A 20,525-nucleotide genomic window follows, 5' to 3' on the forward strand; every position below is an offset into this window, starting at 1 on the left:
ACGAAATTGTATAATATGCCAATTATTCTTTTATTATAGCAAATTATATCAATAAAATCAAATATACAGAGATAAAAAACAGGCGGTTCCCTCTGGTATAAAACCAGAAGTTTACCGCCTGAGTTGATGGAACTATTTGCCGCATTCTCCACAATCACTGCTGCAATCATCAATGCGGGGTGGGAAAAATTGATCCACTGGGAATTGAATTTTTTCAAAGATGTCGCAAGGACTATCTGATGTGGTGGTGCATTCCTTATCTGGAATACAAAAATCATAAACAGGGATCATCATTTGTACTTGGCGTTCCAACTGGATAATGGAAAACAAGCCAATTGTCACAGTAACCATCCTTTGTGGTAATACACATTCAAAGGAACCTTCAAATTGTTTGCATACACAGCTTGGAACGGAAATACAACAATCCAGGTTTGGTTCTGGGCAATCACACAAATCACAGGAAAGCAACATAGGCTGTGCCACCTGCAAACGTGCCTTTGGAAGGTATTTTGGCGCAATATAATCCTGTTCATTCTGATCGTTGGTAAATACTTTTACACTGCCTTCGCTGCCATATAAGATTACTTTTTTGTTCGCTGTTGCCAAACCGCACACAGCTGTCGGCGGATTAACCGGAGATGTATAGGCATCTAACTGAACCAAGAAAAAATATGTGATGTCCACCGAATAAAACCCTTTGTTAAACGGTACCGGCTCAACCGATAAATAGGCGCTGGCAACATCCACGTTTTTTGCTTTTACTGTGTAAGCAGTATCGATAATAGGCTGGGTAACATCAGTAAAATACACCCTTAAGTCAGCAAGACAATCCTTATCTCCACAGGAATCGTAAATCCTTGCGGCATCGATACAAACGGCTTCTTTAAATTCGTCAGAATTTCCACAGCCAAATGTGCCAAATTGATTTTCTGCCATAAGAATCCTCCTATAATAAAATGATATTGAGGTATACCTCGGAAGCAATTGCTTACTATATCATATGTGAAGGATTCAAAATTGTGCTAAAATCCAGCTAAGTTATAGCCCTGCTCCAAAAATTTGATTGATATAATCGTGCATTTCCTGTTTGCTGTGAATACTGTGCGTATGGTCAATAATAGCAGCTTGTTCTGGCTTGGATAAATCCACAAATTTTTTCATTGCGTCTGTGTTTTGTGCCAATGCCATTCCCAAACCCATTGGTAAATCTTTTAAATTGATTTCTGATTTCATAACAAATCACCTCAAAAATAGCATGCCACTTTACACTTGGTTTATGCTATAATACAAGAAAAAGCTTTTCTTATAAATGGAGGTATTGGAGTGAAAAAATTATTAATTGTGGTAGATTATCAAAAGGATTTTGTCAACGGAAGCCTGGGCTTTCCAGAAGCTGAGCAGCTAGAACAGCCTATTTGCGAAAAAATAAAACAATATCATCAGGAAAATCAAGATGTCCTATTTACATTTGACACCCACCAGAAGAACTACCTGGATACAAAAGAGGGCAGATATCTTCCCATCGTCCATTGTATTCAACATACAGAAGGTTGGAAACTATTTGGAAAAGTAGCGGAAGAAAAACAGGAGAAAGACGCTGTTATTTTGAAACCTAGCTTTGGCTCCTTAGAGTTGATTTCCTTTTTACAGCGTGGAAACTATGAAGAAATTGAACTGGTTGGAATCGTCTCTAATATCTGTGTCATCTCCAACGCAATTTTGGCAAAAACAGCTTTACCAGAAGCAGAAGTAATTGTGGATGCACACTGTGTTGCCAGTAATGATAGCCAATTAAACCAAGCTGCTTTACAGGTGATGCAAGGGCTACAAATACAGGTAAAAAATTTATAAACCGATTAAAACCTATCCAGCAAAAGATAACTTGAAGTCTATCCATATCGAAAAAAGCCTATTATTGCAAATAACAATAATAGGCTTTTATTCTATTGTTGATTTATTTGGAATAGTAATTCCCCATCCTGTTCGGAAAGTTCAATTGATGTTAACACTTCATCTGTGTTGGTAATCATAATATTCGCGATTCCATCTTCTACTTTTTTACGGATAGTTTTCCGTAATTCACGAGCGCCAAAACGAGCTCCATCCGACTGTTTGGTCAAGTAAACAACCGCTTTTTGGTCATAATGGAATTTGATGTATTTTTCTGCCAATACTTCTTTCAATTCGTCCAACATTAAGCAGGCGATTTTTTCCATATTCTCCTGGGTTAGGTGGTGGAATACCACAATTTCATCCACACGGCTCATAAACTCAGGACGCAAGAATTCAGACAAAGCTCGGACTGCTTTTTCCTGATCCACCTGGTCTTCCGTTTTATTAAAGCCTGCCACACCAGTTTTGGTGCTAGAACCAGCATTGGAAGTCATTACAATGACTGTGTTTTCAAAGTTTACAGTCCTACCATGGGAATCTGTTACCTTTCCTTCATCCAGAATCTGCAACAGGATATTCATCACATCCGGATGAGCTTTTTCAATCTCGTCAAATAAAATGACAGAATAAGGGCGACGGCGTACTTTTTCGGTCAACTGGCCAGCATCGTCATACCCCACATATCCTGGAGGGGAACCAACCAACCGGGAAACAGCGTGTTTCTCCATGTATTCGGACATATCCAAACGGATCAATGGATCAACCCCGTCAAATAAAGTAGATGCCAACACCTTTACCAGCTCTGTTTTTCCCACACCAGTTGGACCAACAAAAATAAACGATGCTGGACGGCGGCGCTTACTCAATTGGGCACGATTCCGTTTGATTGCTTCCGCTACCAGTTTTACTGCATGGTCCTGCCCGATCACTTTGGATTTCAGTTCATCTTCCAATGTGGTCAAACGTTTAATATCATTCTGCTGAATTTTATTTGCTGGAACACCTGTCCATAATTCTACCACCCTTGCCACATCTTCCATGGTAACACGGATGTTCATTACCTTTGGCTCCAACTCTTTTAAATGTTCTTTTACTTTGCTGATTTCGGATTTTACGTTGGCAATCCGTTCATAATCAGGGTTTTCTGTTTCAGATGATAAATCTTCCTCTTCCTGGTACAGCTCTTTTAACTGTTTGTTCAAACGGTCATATTCCGTCAACTCTTTACAGCGTAATGAGCGGCATGCACAGGATTCATCCAACAAGTCAATCGCTTTATCTGGCAGAAAACGGTCTGTAATATATCGTTCGGAAAGTTCCACCGCACTGCGGACAATTTCAGGGGATACCAGTACCCTATGATGTAATTCATAGTATTTTTTAATCCCCATTAAGATGTCAACAGTTTCGGAAATCGTAGGTTCATCCACTGTAACTGGTTGGAAACGGCGTTCCAACGCGGAATCATTTTCAATGTGTTTCCGGTATTCATTAAAGGTAGTGGCACCAATCACCTGGATCTCCCCGCGGGATAATGCTGGCTTCAAAATATTGGCGGCACTCATGGAACCTTCAGAATCCCCCGTTCCCACTAAAGTATGCACTTCATCAATAAACAAAATAACATTGCCAGCTTTTTTTACTTCGCTGATCAATCCTTTGACACGGCTTTCAAACTGGCCACGGAATTGTGTACCAGCCACTAACGCTGTCATATCCAGCAAATAAACCTCTTTGTCAGCCAAACGGAAAGGAACTTCTTTGGCTTCGATTTTCTGGGCAATCCCCTCCGCAATTGCTGTTTTACCAACACCAGGTTCTCCAATCAAGCAAGGGTTGTTTTTGGTACGGCGGGATAAAATCTGGGTTACACGGTAGATTTCCCGATCCCTTCCAATAATATTATCTAGTTCCCCATTGCGGGCACGTAAATTTAAATTAGTGCAATAAGTAGTTAAATATTTATATTTTTCTTTCTTTTTCTTTTTGGATTTTTTATCCTTATCGGAACCATCTTCTTCCGTGTCCTCATCCTGTTCAGCAGGTACTGCCATTTCATTTCCATTGACATTGCCAAACATTCCACTGACAAATGGATTCATGACATCCGCTCCACCTGGCTCAAAGTCTTCCTCCATCATGGTCATTAACTGATTGCTCATGTTTTCAATATCATCATCTGTAATTCCCATTTTTTCAGTCATCTCTTTAATTTGAGGAATGTTTAGCTCTTTCGCACATTTTAAACATAACCCTTCATTAATTGTCTGACCGTTTTCCTGACGGGATACATAAACAACAGCCATTCTTTTTTTGCATCTGCTACAAATCATGTTGATCTCCTTTTATCGTAAAGTGTGAACCACACAAAATACAACCCCTCTTTTGGGATAACAAATACCATTATGCACTGGATAAAACAGAAATTCAAGTAATATATTATGAATAAATACCGAGTTTATGAACTTACTGCAATAAAAATAGATTAAAAGAAGTGTAATGGGTTAAAACGGTAAAACATAGCAAATAAATAGGTAGACTCTATTTGCTGGGTATTCAGCCAGCCTAAACTGTCGTGGGTAAAGAGAATAATAATCTCACAAACCATTGCCAACAACAATAAGTAAACACCTGCCTGAAATACGCCAACACAGCCGCCCAACAAACCATTCACCGTGCCAATGACCGGTATATAGTTGATAGTCACCGCTATTTTTAAAATAATATGAACTAACAGCCTACAAACAGCAAACAAAAGGACAAATAAAATACACTCTAATAAAAAAATGGTAGCAGGGCCCAAAAACTGGTCTACCAGATCTTGTGCTATCGAAGAGGCGCTATCCCCCAAATGGGATGCCATATAGTCCGAAGCTGTTTGCCCCTGAAACAGGATTCCATTTAAAAAGCTGGGTATTTTATCTGAAATTTGGTTGACGGCAGCTTGTAATTCCTCTACACTGCCTGCACTAGCCAGTTGTTCTCCAACCTTCTCAATCATTCCAGATCGAAGCCAACGTTCAAATACCATGGGGGCAAATAGCTTTCCCAACCAGGTAGCTGCCAAAAGGGAAATGATATATCCACCTAACGAAACAATAGAAGCCACTAGCCCTTTCCGGTATCCAACCCAAACACATAAACAAAGTAGCCCTATTACAAAGCAATCCAAAATAATACTGGTCATATTTGGCCTCCTATTACAACGAACTGCATTCTAACTTGGAGGTACTCACTCCATATACAGTATTGTTTTTTCCGATAATGCGGCTAACCACAGCCTGGTCTTCAATAGAACCCTTTAACTCTAATTTCATGTTGTATTTTTGTACCTGTTGGTTGGTCAATAAATAAACATAGTTTCCATCTGTGTCCAAATCTCGGATTTGATCGTTGATTGTCGTCTCCGCTACCGTCCCTCCATTGGAATCCAATACTGTTAATTTTTGGTTATCTTTTACTTCTTCCCCCTGCAGCACAACAGTATAGCCCGATGTATTTACATAATATTTTAAATCTTTTGAAAAATCGTAACTAGAAATCTGGCTTCCATTACCATCCAATGTGACGACCGCAGTATCCGTCACCATCTGTATTTTCCCACTGGATTTGACAACAACGGATACGGCCATTCCCTGTTCCATTGTCTGCTTAAAAATTTCCTGCTCTTTATCAAAGTCCAATTTAATCAGCTCTGACTGCATAATACCGGACTTCGTGTTTACCGCTGTAAGGACACAGCCTTTCCCTGAACCAGTAAAATCAAGGGAGGTTACCAGTGCTTCTGCCGAATACCATTTATATACTTCCTGACCAGTGGAATCATAAACCGTTAGCCGACACTGATAACGGTCATCCTGGGTTATAATCGCTATATTGCCATTGTCCGCAATTTCTCCAAACAGAATTTTTTGCTCTGTCGATAAATCAAAAATAGTCCCTGATTTATTCGCCACCATAAATTTTGTTCCACTAATATCATAAATCAGGATCCGTTTAGAAGAAGATTTAATACTTGGATTAAAATAACCATGCTGAACGGTTTGCAATGTCCTTCCTTTGGCACTGTATAACATGTATTCTTTATCTGTTAGCAGCGCAACATTACTGCCACACATGGTAAAGCCTTTTATAGCATCCCCTTTTAATGAGACAGGAAAACTGGTGTTTTTTTGCTCTGCCACCCCTTGATCTACAATGGAATTTTGATAAGAACGATATATCATCCATCCGCCAAGAACAATAAAAATAATAAATAAAAAAAACAGCACACGTCTTAACAGAACCTTTTTGCGCCTTTTTTTTCGATAATCTTCTATGTTCTTAACACGTGCCATTTTGTTCTCCTTGTACTAAAATTTTGCTAACCATTTTATATGGTATCAGCAAGGGCACTACATCCTCATAAATGGTATTTTGTTTTTACTCATTTTCATTTATGATTCATACTGTCCCTACAGTTTGTATGGTTAATTTTATTTTATTGGATATACATTGCGCTTCCATGAATATAGTCTTAATATCTTGGTTCATATCGTTAATAAAAAATCCGGTTTAAATACAACCCTCGGGCTGGCGCTGTCTTTCCAGCTAAGCTTCTATCCTTCTTTTGGATGATTTCTGGAATCTGCTCTGGTTGGATTTTTCCTTCGGATACAAATAACAGTGTTCCTACCATAATCCGCACCATATTATATAAAAACCCATCTCCTCGAAAAACCAGCTTGATCAAATTTCCTTCTTGCTCTACTCTGGCATCGAAAATCGTCCTAGTTTTATCTTCCACATCGGTATGCAAAGCACAAAAAGCAGAAAAATCATGGGTTCCTAGCAAATATTGCATTGCTTGCTGAATACGCTCTATCCGAAGTGGATAGCGGTAATGGTATACCATATCCTGCAAAAAAGGGTTGCCATATTCCGCGTTCCAAATTTGATAAACATATTCTTTTCCTGTACAGCTGTACCGGGCATGAAAATCCAATGGGGCTTCTGAACAACCCAACACCACAATATCATCTGGCAGAGAGGTGTTCATTGCCCGCTGTATATTGTTACAAGGAATTTTAGACTCGGTTTTCATATGGAAAAAATATTGGTTGGCATGTACTCCAGTGTCTGTCCGGGAACATCCGGAAATATCCAGGCGTTTCTGAAAAAGCCTTTCAATACTATCCTGTACTACCTGCTGGACAGTAATTGCATTCTGCTGTACCTGCCATCCATGATAACGGCTTCCATTATAAGAAATTTCAAATAAAAGGTTTCTCATAGTGATCCTTTAAAAAAATGATGGTACAAATAAATTTAAACAAATAATAGCGGCAATTAATAGCACCATAATAATGTAACATCCGAAATCCACTTTAGAGTATTTCAACTGTTTTAATCTGGTCCTGCCTTCCCCACCATGATAGCAGCGGGCTTCCATTGCCATAGCCAGTTCCTCTGCACGTCGGAAAGCGGAAATAAATAACGGAATCAAAATTGGAATCAACGCTTTTGCTCTTTGCAGCAGATTTCCACTTTCCATATCCGCCCCCCTTGCCTTTTGGGCACACATGATTTTATCCGTTTCCTCAATCAAAGTAGGGATAAACCGCAAAGCGATTGTCATCATCATCGCTAGTTCATGAACTGGAAAATGGAGTTTTTTCAATGGCCGGAGTAGATGTTCAATCCCATCGGTCAATGAAATCGGTAATGTGGTATACGTCAATATGGATGACCCCGCAATCAGACATAAAATCCGGATTGCCATGGTAATTGCGGTTTTAATTCCTTTCCCACTAATGGAAAAAATCCAAAATTTCACCAACGGATCGCCCGAAACAAAAAACATGTTTAAAATAGCCGTAAAAATCAAAATTGGAATAATTGGTTTTAAACTTTTTAAAATCATTTTTACTGGAATGCGTGCAATTCCATACAAAAATAGTGTAAACCCAATAGTTAAAATATATCCAATTGGATTATCAATCAAAAACAGCAACACGATATAAACAAATGTTAAGATAATTTTTGTCCTGGGGTCGGCACGATGTACAACCGAATTCCCTGGAAAGTATTGTCCTATGGTAATATCTTTCAGCATAATTCGGTTCCTTTCTTCAACGCTCTCAACAATTCTTCTTTTGCCTGTTCTACTGTATAAATATTGGTGTTGACGTCAAACCCTTTTTGGCGCAACTGGTAAAACACCTCAGACAACTGTGGTACAGAAAGCCCCATTTCTTTGAGCTGTTCTATTTTAGAGAAAACTTCATCCACAGTATCATAGGCAAATAATCTGGAATTGTTCATAACTAAGACTTTAGAAGCATATTGCGCCACATCTTCCATGCTGTGGGAAACCAACAGGATCGTATTCTGTTCCTGGCGATGATATTCCTGAATCTGCCCCAAAATCTTCTTCCGTCCTTTTGGATCAAGCCCCGCTGTAGGCTCGTCCAAAATTAACACTTTTGGACGCATGGCAATTACCCCAGCAATGGCTACACGACGTTTCTGTCCACCGGATAGTTCAAATGGGCTTTTTTCCATATAGCTTTTAGGCAGCCCGACGAACTCAGCGGCTTCTTGTACCCGTTGGTCAATTTCTTCTTCCGATAACCCCATATTTTTTGGACCAAACGCAATATCTTTTGCCACTGTTTCTTCGAATAACTGATATTCTGGATATTGGAACACCAGACCAACCTTAAAGCGGACTTGGCGCAGCTTGGATTTATCTGCCCAGATGTCCTCCCCATCCACATATACTTTTCCAGAAGAGGGGGCAAGCAGACCATTTAAATGCTGAATCAAGGTGGATTTACCAGAACCAGTATGGCCGATTACCCCGACAAACTCCCCTTGTTCAATTTCTAAATTGACATCGTCCACCGCAACTTTTTGTTGTGGTGTTCCTGTATTGTAGGTATACACAAGATGTTCTGTTTTAATAATTGCCACCGTCTTAACCCTCCAATAACTTTGATAAGATTGCCACACATTGCTGCTCTGTCAATACATCTTCCGGTACATCAAAGCCATCTTTGCGCAGCTCATACATGAGTTCAGTTACTTGAGGGACATCCAACCCCACCTGTTTTAATTGTTCTACGTGGCGGAATACCTCGTTTGGCGTTCCATCCAATAAAATCTCTCCATTGTCTACCACAACCACACGGTTCGCTAAAACCGCTTCTTCCATGTAATGGGTAATATGGACAATGGTTGTCCCCAATTCACGGTTTAACTTTTGGATTGTTTCCAGCACTTCTCGCCGCCCTCTTGGGTCCAACATAGCAGTAGCTTCATCCAATACAATACAATCCGGCTGCATAGCGATAATCCCGGCTATCGCAACACGCTGTTTCTGTCCGCCGGACAACTGATGTGGGGCACGGTTGCGGTATTCGTACATTCCCACCGCCTTGAGGGAATAATCTACCCTACTTCTGATTTCTTCCGGTGGTACTCCTAAATTCTCAGGGGCAAACGCCACATCTTCTTCCACTAAGGTGGCTACAATCTGGTTATCTGGATTTTGAAATACCATGCCAACCCGCTGACGCACGTCAAACACCAATTCTTCCTGAGAAGTATCAATTCCCTCCACATATACTGTACCGCTGGTAGGGATCAATATGGAATTAAAGTGTTTGGCAAGGGTGGATTTTCCAGAACCATTGTGCCCTAAAACAGCTATAAATTCCCCTTTACGGATTGAAAGGTTCATCTGTTTTAGCACCTGGGTATTTTGTTCTTCCCCTTGGTATTCAAAACACAAATCTTTTGTTTGAATCATTTCATTCATAAAGTTCTCCTAGTTGAACTCCTGTCCGCCTGAAAAGCCAGGTCGGGCGGTTTTGATTGTAACATTTATTCAGATTTCATTTACCGCGATCGCAGTAGAACCGCAAGGCAACACAAAGCCAGAATTGCTCACTGGTAACCCGATTTCATCCGCTGTAATAGAACGGAACCGGGTTCCCACTGTTGTTCCCAACAGATAGCTCATAACAGAAGGGGATAACCCTGTGGTATAAGAATTTAACGCAAAGAAAAGTGGCTGGTCGGATAATACCTGGGAACACAGGTTGAGCAAATCATAAATTTTATCTTCCAGTTTCCAAACTTCACCGCCTGGCCCTCTTCCATAAGAAGGTGGGTCCATAATAATGGCATCATATTTTCTGCCACGGCGGATTTCCCGCATCACAAATTTTTCACAGTCATCAATAATCCAACGGATTGGCCGATCAGACAACTTGGATAAAACGGCGTTTTCCCTTGCCCAAGAAACAATCCCTTTTGAGGCGTCTACATGGCAAACAGAAGCTCCCGCTGCTGCGCAGGCAAGGGTTGCCCCACCGGTATAGGAAAACAGGTTTAATACCTGGATTGGCCGCTCACTTGACTGAATGAGTTCCCGAAAATAATCCCAGTTAACAGCCTGTTCTGGAAATAGTCCCATATGTTTAAAGCCAGTGGGTTCTATTTTAAAACGCAACCCTTTATAAGAGATTGTTTTTGGGGATTGAATGGGCTTTAAAAATTCCCAGGAGCCGCCCCCACTATTGGAACGATGATAATGAGCATGTATCTGGTTCCAGGAAGGATGCTGATGTGGAGTATGCCAAATCACCTGTGGATCTGGACGAATAAAGAACTCTTTCCCCCAACGCTCTAATTTTTCTCCGTTGGAAGTATCTATAATTTCATAATCCTTCCAATCCGCTGCAACTCTCATCTGCATACTCCCTTCTTACTCATTAAATTCTGGACTCGATTAAAGATACAATTTCCTTTGCGATATTTGTAATTTCCTGATGGTCTTTTCCTTCTACCATCACACGGATAATTGGTTCTGTACCGGATGGACGGACTAAAATTCTACCATCTTTCCCTAAGGCATCATCCCTATCCGCAATCATCTGTTTTAAGTCTTCATCTTGATTAAATTTATCTTTCGCTGCTGCGTCCGCTTGTACGCTCAACAGTACCTGTGGGAATCGTTCCATAATAGAAGCCAGCTCAGACAAAGATTTTCCTGTGCGTTTCATAATGCTCAGCAATTGTACTGCAGAAAGTTGTCCATCCCCGGTAGAAGCATAATCGCTAAAAATAATATGTCCGGATTGTTCCCCACCTAACACATGGCCATTTTGACGCATATTTTCCAGTACATAACGGTCGCCTACCTTGGTAGCGACAGTCTTGATACCCTCTTTTTCAGTAAAGTGGAAAAAGCCTAGATTGGTCATTACAGTAACTACCGCAGTATCATTTGCTAGGCAGCCACGTTCTTTCATATCCTTAGCGAAAATGGCAATCATTTTATCGCCATCTACGTCATCACCATTTTCGTCAATCGCAAGGCAACGATCCGCATCTCCGTCAAAGGCAACTGCAGCCTGACAGTTATGTTCCATCATATAGACACGTAAACTTTCCATATGAGTAGAACCACAACGGTCGTTGATATTTTCCCCGTTTGGTTCCGCATGGATAATCACTGGATCCGCACCTAAACTGCGGAACAATAAATCAGCGGTTGTGCTGGCGCTGCCATTCGCGCAGTCCACAGCAATCCGTAACCCTTTCAAATCCCCATCAATACTGCTTGCAATGTGGTTGACATAGTCATGGACAGCGGAACGGCGCTGGAACACTCTACCCAATTCTACCCCTTGTTTCAATGGAATTTGATCAGGGGTGTCCAAAATTAAAGCTTCAATCTCATTTTCAATCTCATCAGACAGTTTATAGCCTTGGTTATTAAAAATTTTAATTCCATTAAATTCCACCGGATTATGGGATGCAGAAATCATAATCCCAGCGTCACATCCATATTTTCCCACCAAATAAGCAACTGCGGGGGTAGGAATTACACCGATTAAGGTGACATCCGCACCTACAGAACATAAGCCAGCTACCAGTGCAGCTTCCAGCATTTTAGATGAAATACGGGTATCCCGCCCAATCAAAATCATTGGCTTTTCTTCTTGGCTATGCCGTGTCAATACCACTGCCGCAGCACGTCCAATCTGCATTGCTAATTCACAGGTTAACTCGGTATTCGCGATTCCTCTCGCACCATCTGTTCCAAATAAACGACCCATATGTAATCTCTCCTATTCGAATAATCCATTTTCTATTTATATTAATGTTTGCTGTCCATCCTGGCTGATTCCAAGATGCTGGTACGCCAATGAGGTGACACATCTTCCACGAGGAGTACGGGACAAAAAGCCCAACTGCATCAAATAAGGCTCATAAACATCCTCAATAGTAACCGCTTCTTCCCCCAAAATAGCAGCTATGGTTTCTAACCCAACTGGTCCACCATTGTAGTTTTTAATCATGGTAGTTAGCATCCGGCGGTCCAATGGCTCCAGACCAAGTTCATCAATCTCTAATTTTTGCAGGGAGGAATCTACAATTTTTTTGGTAATCACGCCATCTCCCAACACCTGGGCAAAATCACGAACACGTTTTAGTAAACGGTTGGCGATACGAGGCGTACCACGAGAACGCTTTGCCAGTTCCAAAGCCCCATCCCTTTCACAAGGAATTTCCAGCAGGCTGGCGCTCCTCATAATAATTTCCGAAAGCTGTTCTTCATTGTAAAGTTCCAGCCGTAAAATAACGCCGAATCGGTCACGCAACGGAGCGGTCAATTGTCCCGCACGGGTTGTAGCCCCTACCAGTGTAAATTTTGGCAGGTCAATGCGGATAGAGCGGGCAGCAGGCCCTTTGCCTATGATAATATCCAACGCATAGTCTTCCATGGCTGGATACAATACTTCTTCTACCGCCCTGGAAAGCCGGTGGATCTCATCAATAAACAACACATCATTTTCATTCAAGTTGGAAAGCAACGCCGCCAAATCCCCTGGTTTTTCAATAGCTGGGCCCGAGGTGACACGGATATTGACGTTCATCTCGTTGGCGATAATCATAGACAAGGTGGTTTTTCCAAGCCCAGGAGGTCCGTATAACAAGACATGGTCCAAAGGCTCCCCACGTTGGCGGGCCGCTTCAATATAAATACTCAAATTTTCTTTTGCTTTGTCCTGGCCAATATATTCTTTTAAGGTTTTCGGACGCAACGTAAACTCTACATCCATATCTTCTGGAGAAAAATCCGGTGTAGTAATCCGGCTTTCAAAATCCGTTTCACGGTCAAACATACTGATGTTCTTTTCCTCCTTTTATCGAATGGTAGCCAATGCTTTTAATCCAACCCGAATCATATCTTCTACAGAAGTTGACGGGTCAATTCCAGCGAGTGCCTGGGCAGCTTCTGATTTAGAATATCCTAACACCACTAATGCGCTAATAGCTTCCGCCGCATTTCCAGCATTAGTAGGCAGTTCAATTTCTTTTCCAGCTACTACACTACTGGATAACTGCTCTTTAGAAATTTTATCTTTCAACTCCAACACAATTCGTTGTGCTGTTTTTCCACCAATCCCTTTGGATTTTGTTAAAGATTTGCTGTCACCAGAAGCAACACACAGCGCAAATTGGGATGGGGTTACATTGGATAAAATAGATAATGCTGCCTTTGGCCCTACGCCGGAAACAGAAATCAACATCTTAAAGCAGCGCAATTCTTCCTGGTCATAGAATCCAAACAGTTCCAGTGCGTCTTCCCTGACATGAAGATAGGTATATAAGGTAACAGATTCCCCTATTTTCGGGCACTGGGAAGCCGTTGTAAAGGTAGTTTTTATCTCGTACGCAATCCCATTACATTCTACCGCAACAATAAAATAAGCGTCTACAGGTTGAGAAACCACTAGGTTCCCTGAAATACTATAAATCATTTCGACTCTCCTTCCCCCTTAGTAACGGGCACCGTACTGTGCTAGACGGGAACCAGCGGAATGAGCGTGGCAGATAGCAATTGCCAAAGCGTCCGCTGTATCATCCGGTTTAGGCACAGCCTGTAAATGCAGAAGCCTCTTGGTCATCTCCATCACCTGGGTTTTTACCGCTTTTCCATATCCTACAACCGATTGTTTTACCTGCAAGGGAGTATAATGATAGCATGGAATTTGATGTTGGGTGGCACAAAGGAGGATTACTCCCCTCGCCTGAGCAACATCAATAGCGGTTTTCTGGTTGGTAGTAAAGAAAAGCTTTTCCATTGACATGGCATCCGGCTTATGTATCGTTAAAATCGAATCCAATTCCTGATGGATCGTTAGCAAGCGCTGCTCAAATGGCATCCCCGCTTTGGTAGTAATGGCACCATAATCCAAAGTGGTAAAACGGGAACGTTGATAATCCACAACACCCCAGCCCACAATGGCGTAACCGGGGTCAATTCCGATAATTTTCATTGACATCTCCTATCTCTAAGGGAGAAATTTGTGAATTTTACTAAAATACACTTTCAGTCCTTTGTGTGATTTACCCGAGAAATCCTCAGTTTACACAAAACTCTATTCGTTTTATTATAGCATAAATCAAAATAGCCCGCAATGATTTTACGCTGGGTTTTAATTTTTTGTTACAATTATTTTGATTTTTTACCTATTATTTTCATTAGAAAAAAGATGATAAAATTGACAAAAAATTCAGAAAATAAATCTACTGTTATAATGGATTCTTAAATAATTGTCTATATTCTTTCTAACTAAAAATTCCCAATATATCATTCAATATTACAAAAACTCTTGACAACAATAAAAATTTGATAGTAAACTTAAGTTATAATAATTGGAAAATATGTTTTCTATGACAGGTTATCAATAGTGCATACTAGTTTACTATTACAGTGGGCATAATAATAAACTACAATCCTTTCGACATCAAAGGTTTACTGCCCATAATGAAAAAATATTTTTAAATGTTTCATAGGAATATAGCACTAACACTATATGCTTTTATTGATCTATCATAATAGGAGGTGGTACCCATAAATATTGGTATCATTTTATTCATAATTTTTCTTCCAGTCTGTTTGCCGCTAGCATTTTTATCAACACACAAATCTGAAAACAAACCGGGTAAAGCAATTTCCGATGACAATTTTACTGTTTCAATTCCAAGTACAGTTATAATAATTGGAATACTATGTAATATAACATCGTGTGCTGTTTTACTTGGATTCACATTCTTTTCAAAAGAACTTCCCCATTTTATTTTTTACTGTATCTTTGGTTTATTCTTTTGGTTGGGGATATATCTGATTTTAAAAACACTTGCTTGGAAGGTAGTAATAAAAGGGGAAAAAATAACCGTTTTTTCTTTTTTTAAAAAACCTTATTCTTTTACTTTCAGTGAAATTTCTTCTGTAGTACGTCAGGTAAAGCAAAATCAGGTAAACTCTGAAAGAATCGTTATCAAAACAATTACTGGAAAAAAACTAATAGTAGAAAATATGGAAATCTCCTATAATAGGTTTGCAAAAAAAATTCAAATGCAAGTTAAAAAAGAGAAATTGATTGGATTTTAAACATTGAGTAACCCCTTAACCATTCTCTATGAATATGCATTGTATAGGGTCATACTAGAAAAAAGTAAAAAGCCTGTTTAGGAATATCTTAAACAGGCAAACAAGGTCATGCTTAACAGCTTGTTTCGATATGATTTGCCAATGTAGCCAGTAACTCTCTCAAAAATTTCCACATCCGTTCTACTGACGCCAAATCAGCGGATTCTTTTACCGTATGCACAAAATGCAGATCCGGCCCAAACGAAAGGATATCCAAATCCGGCATTGCCTGGGCAAAATACCCACATTCCAAACCCGCATGTACAGCAAAAATTTCGGGTTTCCTGCCATATAATTTTTGATATACCTGTACCGCTGTGTCACGCAACGGAGAATCCTTACGATAGCTCCAATGTGGGTAATCTCCAAAAAATTCAATGGTACCACCACATAACCGGGTTAGTTCCTCAAGCTGCTTTACTACCTGCTGCTTCCTGCTGGCTACACTGCTACGGATCGAGCCAGTTAATACAAGAGCTTCCCCACACTGTTCCAATGAACCCATATTATTGGAAGTTTCCACCAGACCTTCCATTGCAGCGTTGTTGTGCAACACACCGTTTGGCATCAAAGTTAGCAACCCTACAAGAGCATCAACAGTATTAGAAGAAAATACAGTTGAAACAGAGGAAGGCAACTCTTTTACAGCAATCGAAATTGTATCGCTAAACTGTAATTCTTGTTGAAATTCCCTTTCAAATTGCTGTAAATCCTTCTGCAATTTTTGCTGATCTTGTGGACGAACAGCCAACACCATACTAGCATCACGGGAAATAACATTGGCATGGCCTTTACACTGAATTTTGGATAAACAAGCGTATTTCCGAATCTTTTGCAATATACGGCCACACATTTGGATGGCATTTCCACGCTCCAGATGGATTGCCATACCGGAATGCCCACCCTGTAATCCTTCTAAGCTTACATGATATCCCACGAAATCAGATACTGATTGATCCTGTACTGGAAGTTTGATATGTGTCCTGACTCCCCCTGCGCACCCAGTGCAAAAAGTTTGTTCCTCCTCAGAATCCATATTGATCAGACAACTTCCTTTTAATTTGGAATAATCCAAACCAGCGGCACCACGTAATCCATCCTCTTCCTGAACTGTAAATACCACTTCCAAGTTAGGGTAATAAAAATCTTCGCTTGCTAAAACAGCCAGATAATAGGCAACTGCCATGCCATTATCCGCTCCCAATGTAGTGCCTACTGCTTTCAACATGCCATTTTTTTCTTCCAGCAACAATCCATCTTCATAGGAACGGGTACCATCACTAACATATACCATATCCATATGCGCCTGTAAAATGACAGTTGGCCCCTGATACCCTGGAAGATTAGATGGCTTCCGCATAATAACATTGTACATTTCATCCTGTTCCGCTTCCAACTGATGCCGCTTTGCGAACTCCATCAAAAAATCGCTGATCCTTTTTTCATCGTAAGTGGCATGGGGGATTTTAGCGATTTCCTTAAAATAATCCAATACAATACTCATTTCGATCACCTTTCTAACCATATGATAAAAACGTTTTGGGAATGCCATAAAGCCTCCAAAACGTTTTTGTTTTTTCTTTATAAATAGGGTGTCTTTACCGGGTCGGGATATTCTCCCATGGTACACAAAAGTTGAATCCCTGTTTCCCGCGCTTTTATTACTGCCTGACGGACTGCATCCGCTTCCCCGCTGATTGTGATAACCACTTCGTTGGAAAAACTGGTCCCCTGGGTTGGAGTTCCATAACTGACCAGTTCCACCCCTGCTGATTTCATTGCCAAATCCGCAATAACCATCCCAATCGGTGCCGGGCAGGAACAGATAAAACCAAACGCTTTATCAACAGGAGCGCCAAACGCCATATGAATTGCTTTCCCAGCCCGAGCGGTAAACTGTACTTCCAAATGCCCAGCCTCACTGATATAAAGTTCCCCCGCGTTCTGGTCAATCAACTTTAAAGAAAGTTCCACTGCCTGGCGGACATCGGAAACATCTTTTCCTCCAATGATAATAAAGTTACCATGTCCACCGCCGCTTTTGGTATCACGTGGCAATTCTATGGATAATACTTCAATATTACTCATTTTAGCGGCATCATCCACAGCCTTAATCTGGGCGCCAGCACCAGTACGGGAACCTATTAAACCAATGGTAGGATAGGTTAAATCCAAGTTCATTCTACTGCGCAGTTGCTCATCCACATTGGCGATTACCAACCCAATGGTATCAGCAGCAGCAGTCCCAACAAATTCTGGTACACCTGGCAGTTGGTTGAGTATGTTTGTCATTGTATCGAAATCCTTCTCTTAATATTCAGTAAAAGATCCTATTCATTCCATATAAAATCAATTTTATTATACCGGATAAAAGGGAAAAAATCAACTCCAATTCTCACAACTGCCTTTTATAGCAAGGTTTGGTTTTGAAAAGACGGGATAAAACTTTCGGAGGCCGCTTCTCCTTCCTGTACAAAGACATGTTCCAACCCCATTTGGAGGGCATACTCCAATAATTCGTCATATTCCTCCTGGGTTACCTTCCTATTTAACTCTGAATAGGATTCTACCCAGGATAGCGGTGTATACTGGCTCATCAAACTGAAATACGCCTGGTCCTTCCAGTGTTTTGCGAACCAGTGTACCACTGTTTTTGAATCTTCCAGTTGACCAGGCAGCAATAAATGCCGGACAATTGTGCCGGATAGCATCCTTCCATCCGAATCAAATACGGGGATTCCGGTTTGACGTATCATCTCCTGGACCGCTTGTTTCGCATAGGTAAAATAATGCTTTGCGTGGGAGTACTTCAAAGCAAGCTGTTCCTCATAATATTTGAAATCCGGCAGATAAATATCCACCAATCCATCCAACAATTGCAGAGAGGAAACGGATTCATACCCACTGCAATTATAAACAACCGGCAGAGAAAACCCTTGTTGTTTAGCTCTCTGGAGGGCAATCACAATCTGAACTATATAATGGGTTGGGGTAACCAAATTCAAATTTAACGCACCTTGTTCTTCCAGACGGAAAAATATCTCTACTAACCGGTCTACATCAATGGTTTGTCCAATATCCTGTGTGCTGATTTCATAGTTTTGGCAGAACACGCACTGCATATTGCAATGGGAAAAAAAGACGGTTCCAGAACCGGCGGTTCCAGACAAACAGGGTTCTTCCCAAAAATGGAGGGCTGTTCGTGCCACCTGTATCTCTTTTCCAATCGCACGGCAAAATCCTTGCTTCCCTTCTAAACGGTCTACACCACAATTTCTGGGGCAAAGTCGACATTCTTTCAATAGAGCCCAAAGTTCTTCCTCAGTGAATTTCTGTAACTTCATATCCGGCCTCAACCAAAGCTTTTCGGATCTCCTCTACCTGTTCATGGTCACGGGTTTCCATCGTCAGTTTCAAGAAACATGCGTTTACCGCCATGTTTTCACCCGCACGGTCATGGTGTACCGCAACCACATTAGCGCCCAAATCAGCAACAATGGTAGAAACCCGCTGCAGCTCCCCTGGTTTATCCGTCAACGCAATAGTAAAGTTGGCTGTCCTTCCTGCTTTTAATAGTCCACGGGTAATCACACGGGACAAAATATTCACATCAATATTCCCACCAGAAACCAGGCATACCACCCGTTTTCCAACAACATCTACTTTATTGAACAAAGCCGCCGCAACAGCTACTGCTCCTGCACCTTCTGCAATCAATTTTTGTTCTTCAATCAAAGCCAAAATTGCGCTGGATACTTCATCATCTGTTACAGTGACAATATCGTCTACATACTTTTTACAGAGTTCATAGGTAATATCCCCTGGCTTTTTCACCGCAATACCATCGGCAATCGTCGCAACAGATTTCAGTTCTTCCATATGTCCATGTTTTACTGCGTTAAACATAGAAGGAGCACCAGCAGACTGCACCCCATATACTTTGCAATGGGGGTTTAAACTTTTGATGGCATACGCAACACCAGCAATTAATCCGCCCCCACCAACTGGTACGATTACTGCATCCACATCCGGTAACTGATCCAGAATTTCCAAACCAATTGTTCCCTGGCCTGCAATGACCTCATCATCATCAAAAGGATGGATAAAAGTCCGCCCTGTTTCTTTTTGCAATTCCAATGCTTTTTGGTAAGCATCATCATAAGCACCTTTGACCAAAACCACTTGGGCACCATATTTTTTCGTTGCTTCTACTTTGGAAATAGGGGCGCCTTCTGGAATACAAATCATAGCAGGGATATTCCCTTTTTGTGCAGCCAAAGCCACTCCTTGAGCATGATTGCCGGCGGAGCAGGCAATGACCCCTTTTTGTTTTTCTTCTTCGGAAAGCTCTGCCATCTTACAGTAGGCTCCTCTTACTTTAAAGGACCCCGTTACCTGTAAATTCTCTGTTTTCAAATAAATCCTTGCGTCCGGCCGCAATTTTTGGGCATAAATCAAATCTGTTTTACGGGCCACATTTTTTAATACATAAGCTGCATGATAAATTTTGTCCAAAGTCAACATTACAATCCATCCTCACTTTTTGATATCTTGCCGATACAATTAAGAATATTTTGGTCAGATTATTTTCCTTAAACATTACATTGTTTTCTTAATGTAATTATGTTACGGAATGGTTTATTTTATAAAAGGAAAATAAAAAAACCTTCGTCTCTATCCAAAGAGACGAAGGCAATAACTCCGCGGTACCACTCTATTTGCTGCAAAAAAATGCAGCCCCTTAACCGTATCCAATAATACGTTCTCTTGTTAACGGTGAGAAACCGGCCTGGCTTAATCTTGAACTACTCAATTTCAGCTGGCTGCTCAAGGGTGATTTCCATCGCAGATTTTGGGTTACCTTTCACCATCCGGCAACTCTCTGAACCAAAGTTTCTGGATTTCTTCCCTTTCAACGCAATTTTATTATTCTAAATTTAGTTTATTCTTTTTATTTCCATTTGTCAAGTAGTAAAATTAAAATAATTTAATAAAAAGTATTCGGTTTATATCGCCAGCCTTCTTATATCACTAACGTAAGCCCTGTTTTCCTCATTGCCGATCATATCGAAATAAAAAAATCCCTGCAACTGGTAAGGAGACAATTCCAATTGCAGGGATGAAAATTCACAAATGG

Annotated in this window: 20 protein-coding genes and 1 other annotated feature; of the genes, 2 read left to right on the forward strand and 18 right to left on the reverse strand. The window is 40.8% G+C overall.

The genetic code is table 11. The features are described 5' to 3' along the window. Positions 1-132: 132 nt before the first annotated feature. Both BQ2683_RS12420 and BQ2683_RS12425 read right to left on the reverse strand, forming a co-directional pair. The gene (locus BQ2683_RS12420; protein ID WP_187118745.1) at positions 133-936 is read right to left on the reverse strand and encodes a hypothetical protein; all 804 of its coding nucleotides are present in this window, start codon (positions 934-936) and stop codon (positions 133-135) included. A gap of 102 nt (positions 937-1,038) precedes the next feature. After that, positions 1,039-1,233: a hypothetical protein gene (locus BQ2683_RS12425; protein WP_069989347.1), complete on the reverse strand. Its 195-nt coding sequence runs from the start codon at positions 1,231-1,233 to the stop codon at positions 1,039-1,041. A 90-nt stretch (positions 1,234-1,323) separates the two neighbouring features. Here BQ2683_RS12425 and BQ2683_RS12430 point away from each other — a divergent pair, with 90 nt between their 5' ends. After that, a complete protein-coding gene (locus tag BQ2683_RS12430; RefSeq protein ID WP_069989349.1) occupies positions 1,324-1,851 on the forward strand; it encodes a cysteine hydrolase family protein in 528 nt (175 codons plus the stop codon). A 92-nt stretch (positions 1,852-1,943) separates the two neighbouring features. Here the strand turns inward: BQ2683_RS12430 and BQ2683_RS12435 are convergent, their stop codons facing one another. From BQ2683_RS12435 to ruvC, 12 genes are all read right to left on the reverse strand, one after another. Continuing rightward, positions 1,944-4,226, reverse strand: a complete 2,283-nt coding sequence (locus BQ2683_RS12435) for an ATP-dependent Clp protease ATP-binding subunit (RefSeq protein WP_069989351.1) — start codon at positions 4,224-4,226, stop codon at positions 1,944-1,946. Positions 4,227-4,378: 152 nt separating this feature from the next. Next, positions 4,379-5,080, reverse strand: a complete 702-nt coding sequence (locus BQ2683_RS12440; protein ID WP_069989352.1) for a CvpA family protein — start codon at positions 5,078-5,080, stop codon at positions 4,379-4,381. Positions 5,081-5,093: 13 nt separating this feature from the next. Beyond that, positions 5,094-6,230 carry a DUF5711 family protein gene (locus BQ2683_RS12445; RefSeq protein WP_069989353.1) on the reverse strand — a complete coding sequence of 379 codons (1,137 nt, stop codon included), beginning with the start codon at positions 6,228-6,230 and terminating at the stop codon, positions 5,094-5,096. Between the two features lie 200 nt (positions 6,231-6,430). After that, positions 6,431-7,165, reverse strand: coding sequence for a tRNA pseudouridine(38-40) synthase TruA (gene truA, locus BQ2683_RS12450; RefSeq protein WP_069989354.1), 735 nt, complete (start codon positions 7,163-7,165; stop codon positions 6,431-6,433). A 9-nt stretch (positions 7,166-7,174) separates the two neighbouring features. Continuing rightward, on the reverse strand, positions 7,175-7,987 hold the full coding sequence (locus BQ2683_RS12455; protein ID WP_069989356.1) for an energy-coupling factor transporter transmembrane component T family protein: 813 nt from the start codon (positions 7,985-7,987) through the stop codon (positions 7,175-7,177). Next, positions 7,981-8,847 (reverse strand): energy-coupling factor transporter ATPase, encoded by an 867-nt coding sequence (locus tag BQ2683_RS12460; protein ID WP_069989358.1) that lies wholly within the window; start codon positions 8,845-8,847, stop codon positions 7,981-7,983. The genes BQ2683_RS12455 and BQ2683_RS12460 overlap by 7 nt, the downstream gene beginning before the upstream one ends. Before the next feature lie 4 nt (positions 8,848-8,851). Then, positions 8,852-9,694 carry an energy-coupling factor transporter ATPase gene (locus BQ2683_RS12465; RefSeq protein WP_069989360.1) on the reverse strand — a complete coding sequence of 281 codons (843 nt, stop codon included), beginning with the start codon at positions 9,692-9,694 and terminating at the stop codon, positions 8,852-8,854. A 69-nt stretch (positions 9,695-9,763) separates the two neighbouring features. Beyond that, positions 9,764-10,630 (reverse strand): class I SAM-dependent methyltransferase, encoded by an 867-nt coding sequence (locus tag BQ2683_RS12470; RefSeq protein ID WP_069989362.1) that lies wholly within the window; start codon positions 10,628-10,630, stop codon positions 9,764-9,766. A 22-nt stretch (positions 10,631-10,652) separates the two neighbouring features. Next, the gene (gene glmM / locus BQ2683_RS12475; protein WP_069989364.1) at positions 10,653-12,002 is read right to left on the reverse strand and encodes a phosphoglucosamine mutase; all 1,350 of its coding nucleotides are present in this window, start codon (positions 12,000-12,002) and stop codon (positions 10,653-10,655) included. A 36-nt stretch (positions 12,003-12,038) separates the two neighbouring features. Continuing rightward, positions 12,039-13,073, reverse strand: a complete 1,035-nt coding sequence (gene ruvB, locus BQ2683_RS12480; protein WP_069989365.1) for a Holliday junction branch migration DNA helicase RuvB — start codon at positions 13,071-13,073, stop codon at positions 12,039-12,041. A gap of 21 nt (positions 13,074-13,094) precedes the next feature. Then, positions 13,095-13,712 (reverse strand): Holliday junction branch migration protein RuvA, encoded by a 618-nt coding sequence (gene ruvA, locus BQ2683_RS12485; protein WP_069989366.1) that lies wholly within the window; start codon positions 13,710-13,712, stop codon positions 13,095-13,097. Between the two features lie 18 nt (positions 13,713-13,730). Continuing rightward, a complete protein-coding gene (ruvC, locus tag BQ2683_RS12490) occupies positions 13,731-14,231 on the reverse strand; it encodes a crossover junction endodeoxyribonuclease RuvC (protein ID WP_069989368.1) in 501 nt (166 codons plus the stop codon). A 569-nt stretch (positions 14,232-14,800) separates the two neighbouring features. On the opposite strand from ruvC, the gene BQ2683_RS13300 reads away from it, so the two are divergent. Continuing rightward, on the forward strand, positions 14,801-15,349 hold the full coding sequence (locus BQ2683_RS13300; RefSeq protein WP_141720221.1) for a DUF6560 family protein: 549 nt from the start codon (positions 14,801-14,803) through the stop codon (positions 15,347-15,349). Between the two features lie 112 nt (positions 15,350-15,461). Here the strand turns inward: BQ2683_RS13300 and pepD are convergent, their stop codons facing one another. The 4 genes from pepD to ilvA all read right to left on the reverse strand — a co-directional run bounded on the left by pepD (position 15,462) and on the right by ilvA (position 19,912). Continuing rightward, entirely contained in the window at positions 15,462-16,940 is a 1,479-nt protein-coding gene (pepD, locus tag BQ2683_RS12500; RefSeq protein ID WP_083256492.1) for a beta-Ala-His dipeptidase, read from the reverse strand. A gap of 29 nt (positions 16,941-16,969) precedes the next feature. Next, positions 16,970-17,680 carry a microcompartment protein PduB gene (pduB, locus tag BQ2683_RS12505; protein ID WP_069989372.1) on the reverse strand — a complete coding sequence of 237 codons (711 nt, stop codon included), beginning with the start codon at positions 17,678-17,680 and terminating at the stop codon, positions 16,970-16,972. 116 nt (positions 17,681-17,796) lie between these two features. Next, positions 17,797-18,732 carry a radical SAM protein gene (locus tag BQ2683_RS12510; protein WP_069989374.1) on the reverse strand — a complete coding sequence of 312 codons (936 nt, stop codon included), beginning with the start codon at positions 18,730-18,732 and terminating at the stop codon, positions 17,797-17,799. Then, positions 18,710-19,912, reverse strand: coding sequence for a threonine ammonia-lyase (gene ilvA / locus BQ2683_RS12515; RefSeq protein ID WP_069989376.1), 1,203 nt, complete (start codon positions 19,910-19,912; stop codon positions 18,710-18,712). The genes BQ2683_RS12510 and ilvA overlap by 23 nt, the downstream gene beginning before the upstream one ends. Positions 19,913-20,067: 155 nt before the next feature. Beyond that, positions 20,068-20,313 (reverse strand) — a binding site (T-box leader). Positions 20,314-20,525 lie beyond the last annotated feature (212 nt).

The sequence above is a fragment of the Massilioclostridium coli genome (genome assembly GCF_900095865.1).
GTDB classification, from domain to species: Bacteria; Bacillota; Clostridia; order Oscillospirales; family Ruminococcaceae; genus Massilioclostridium; species Massilioclostridium facile.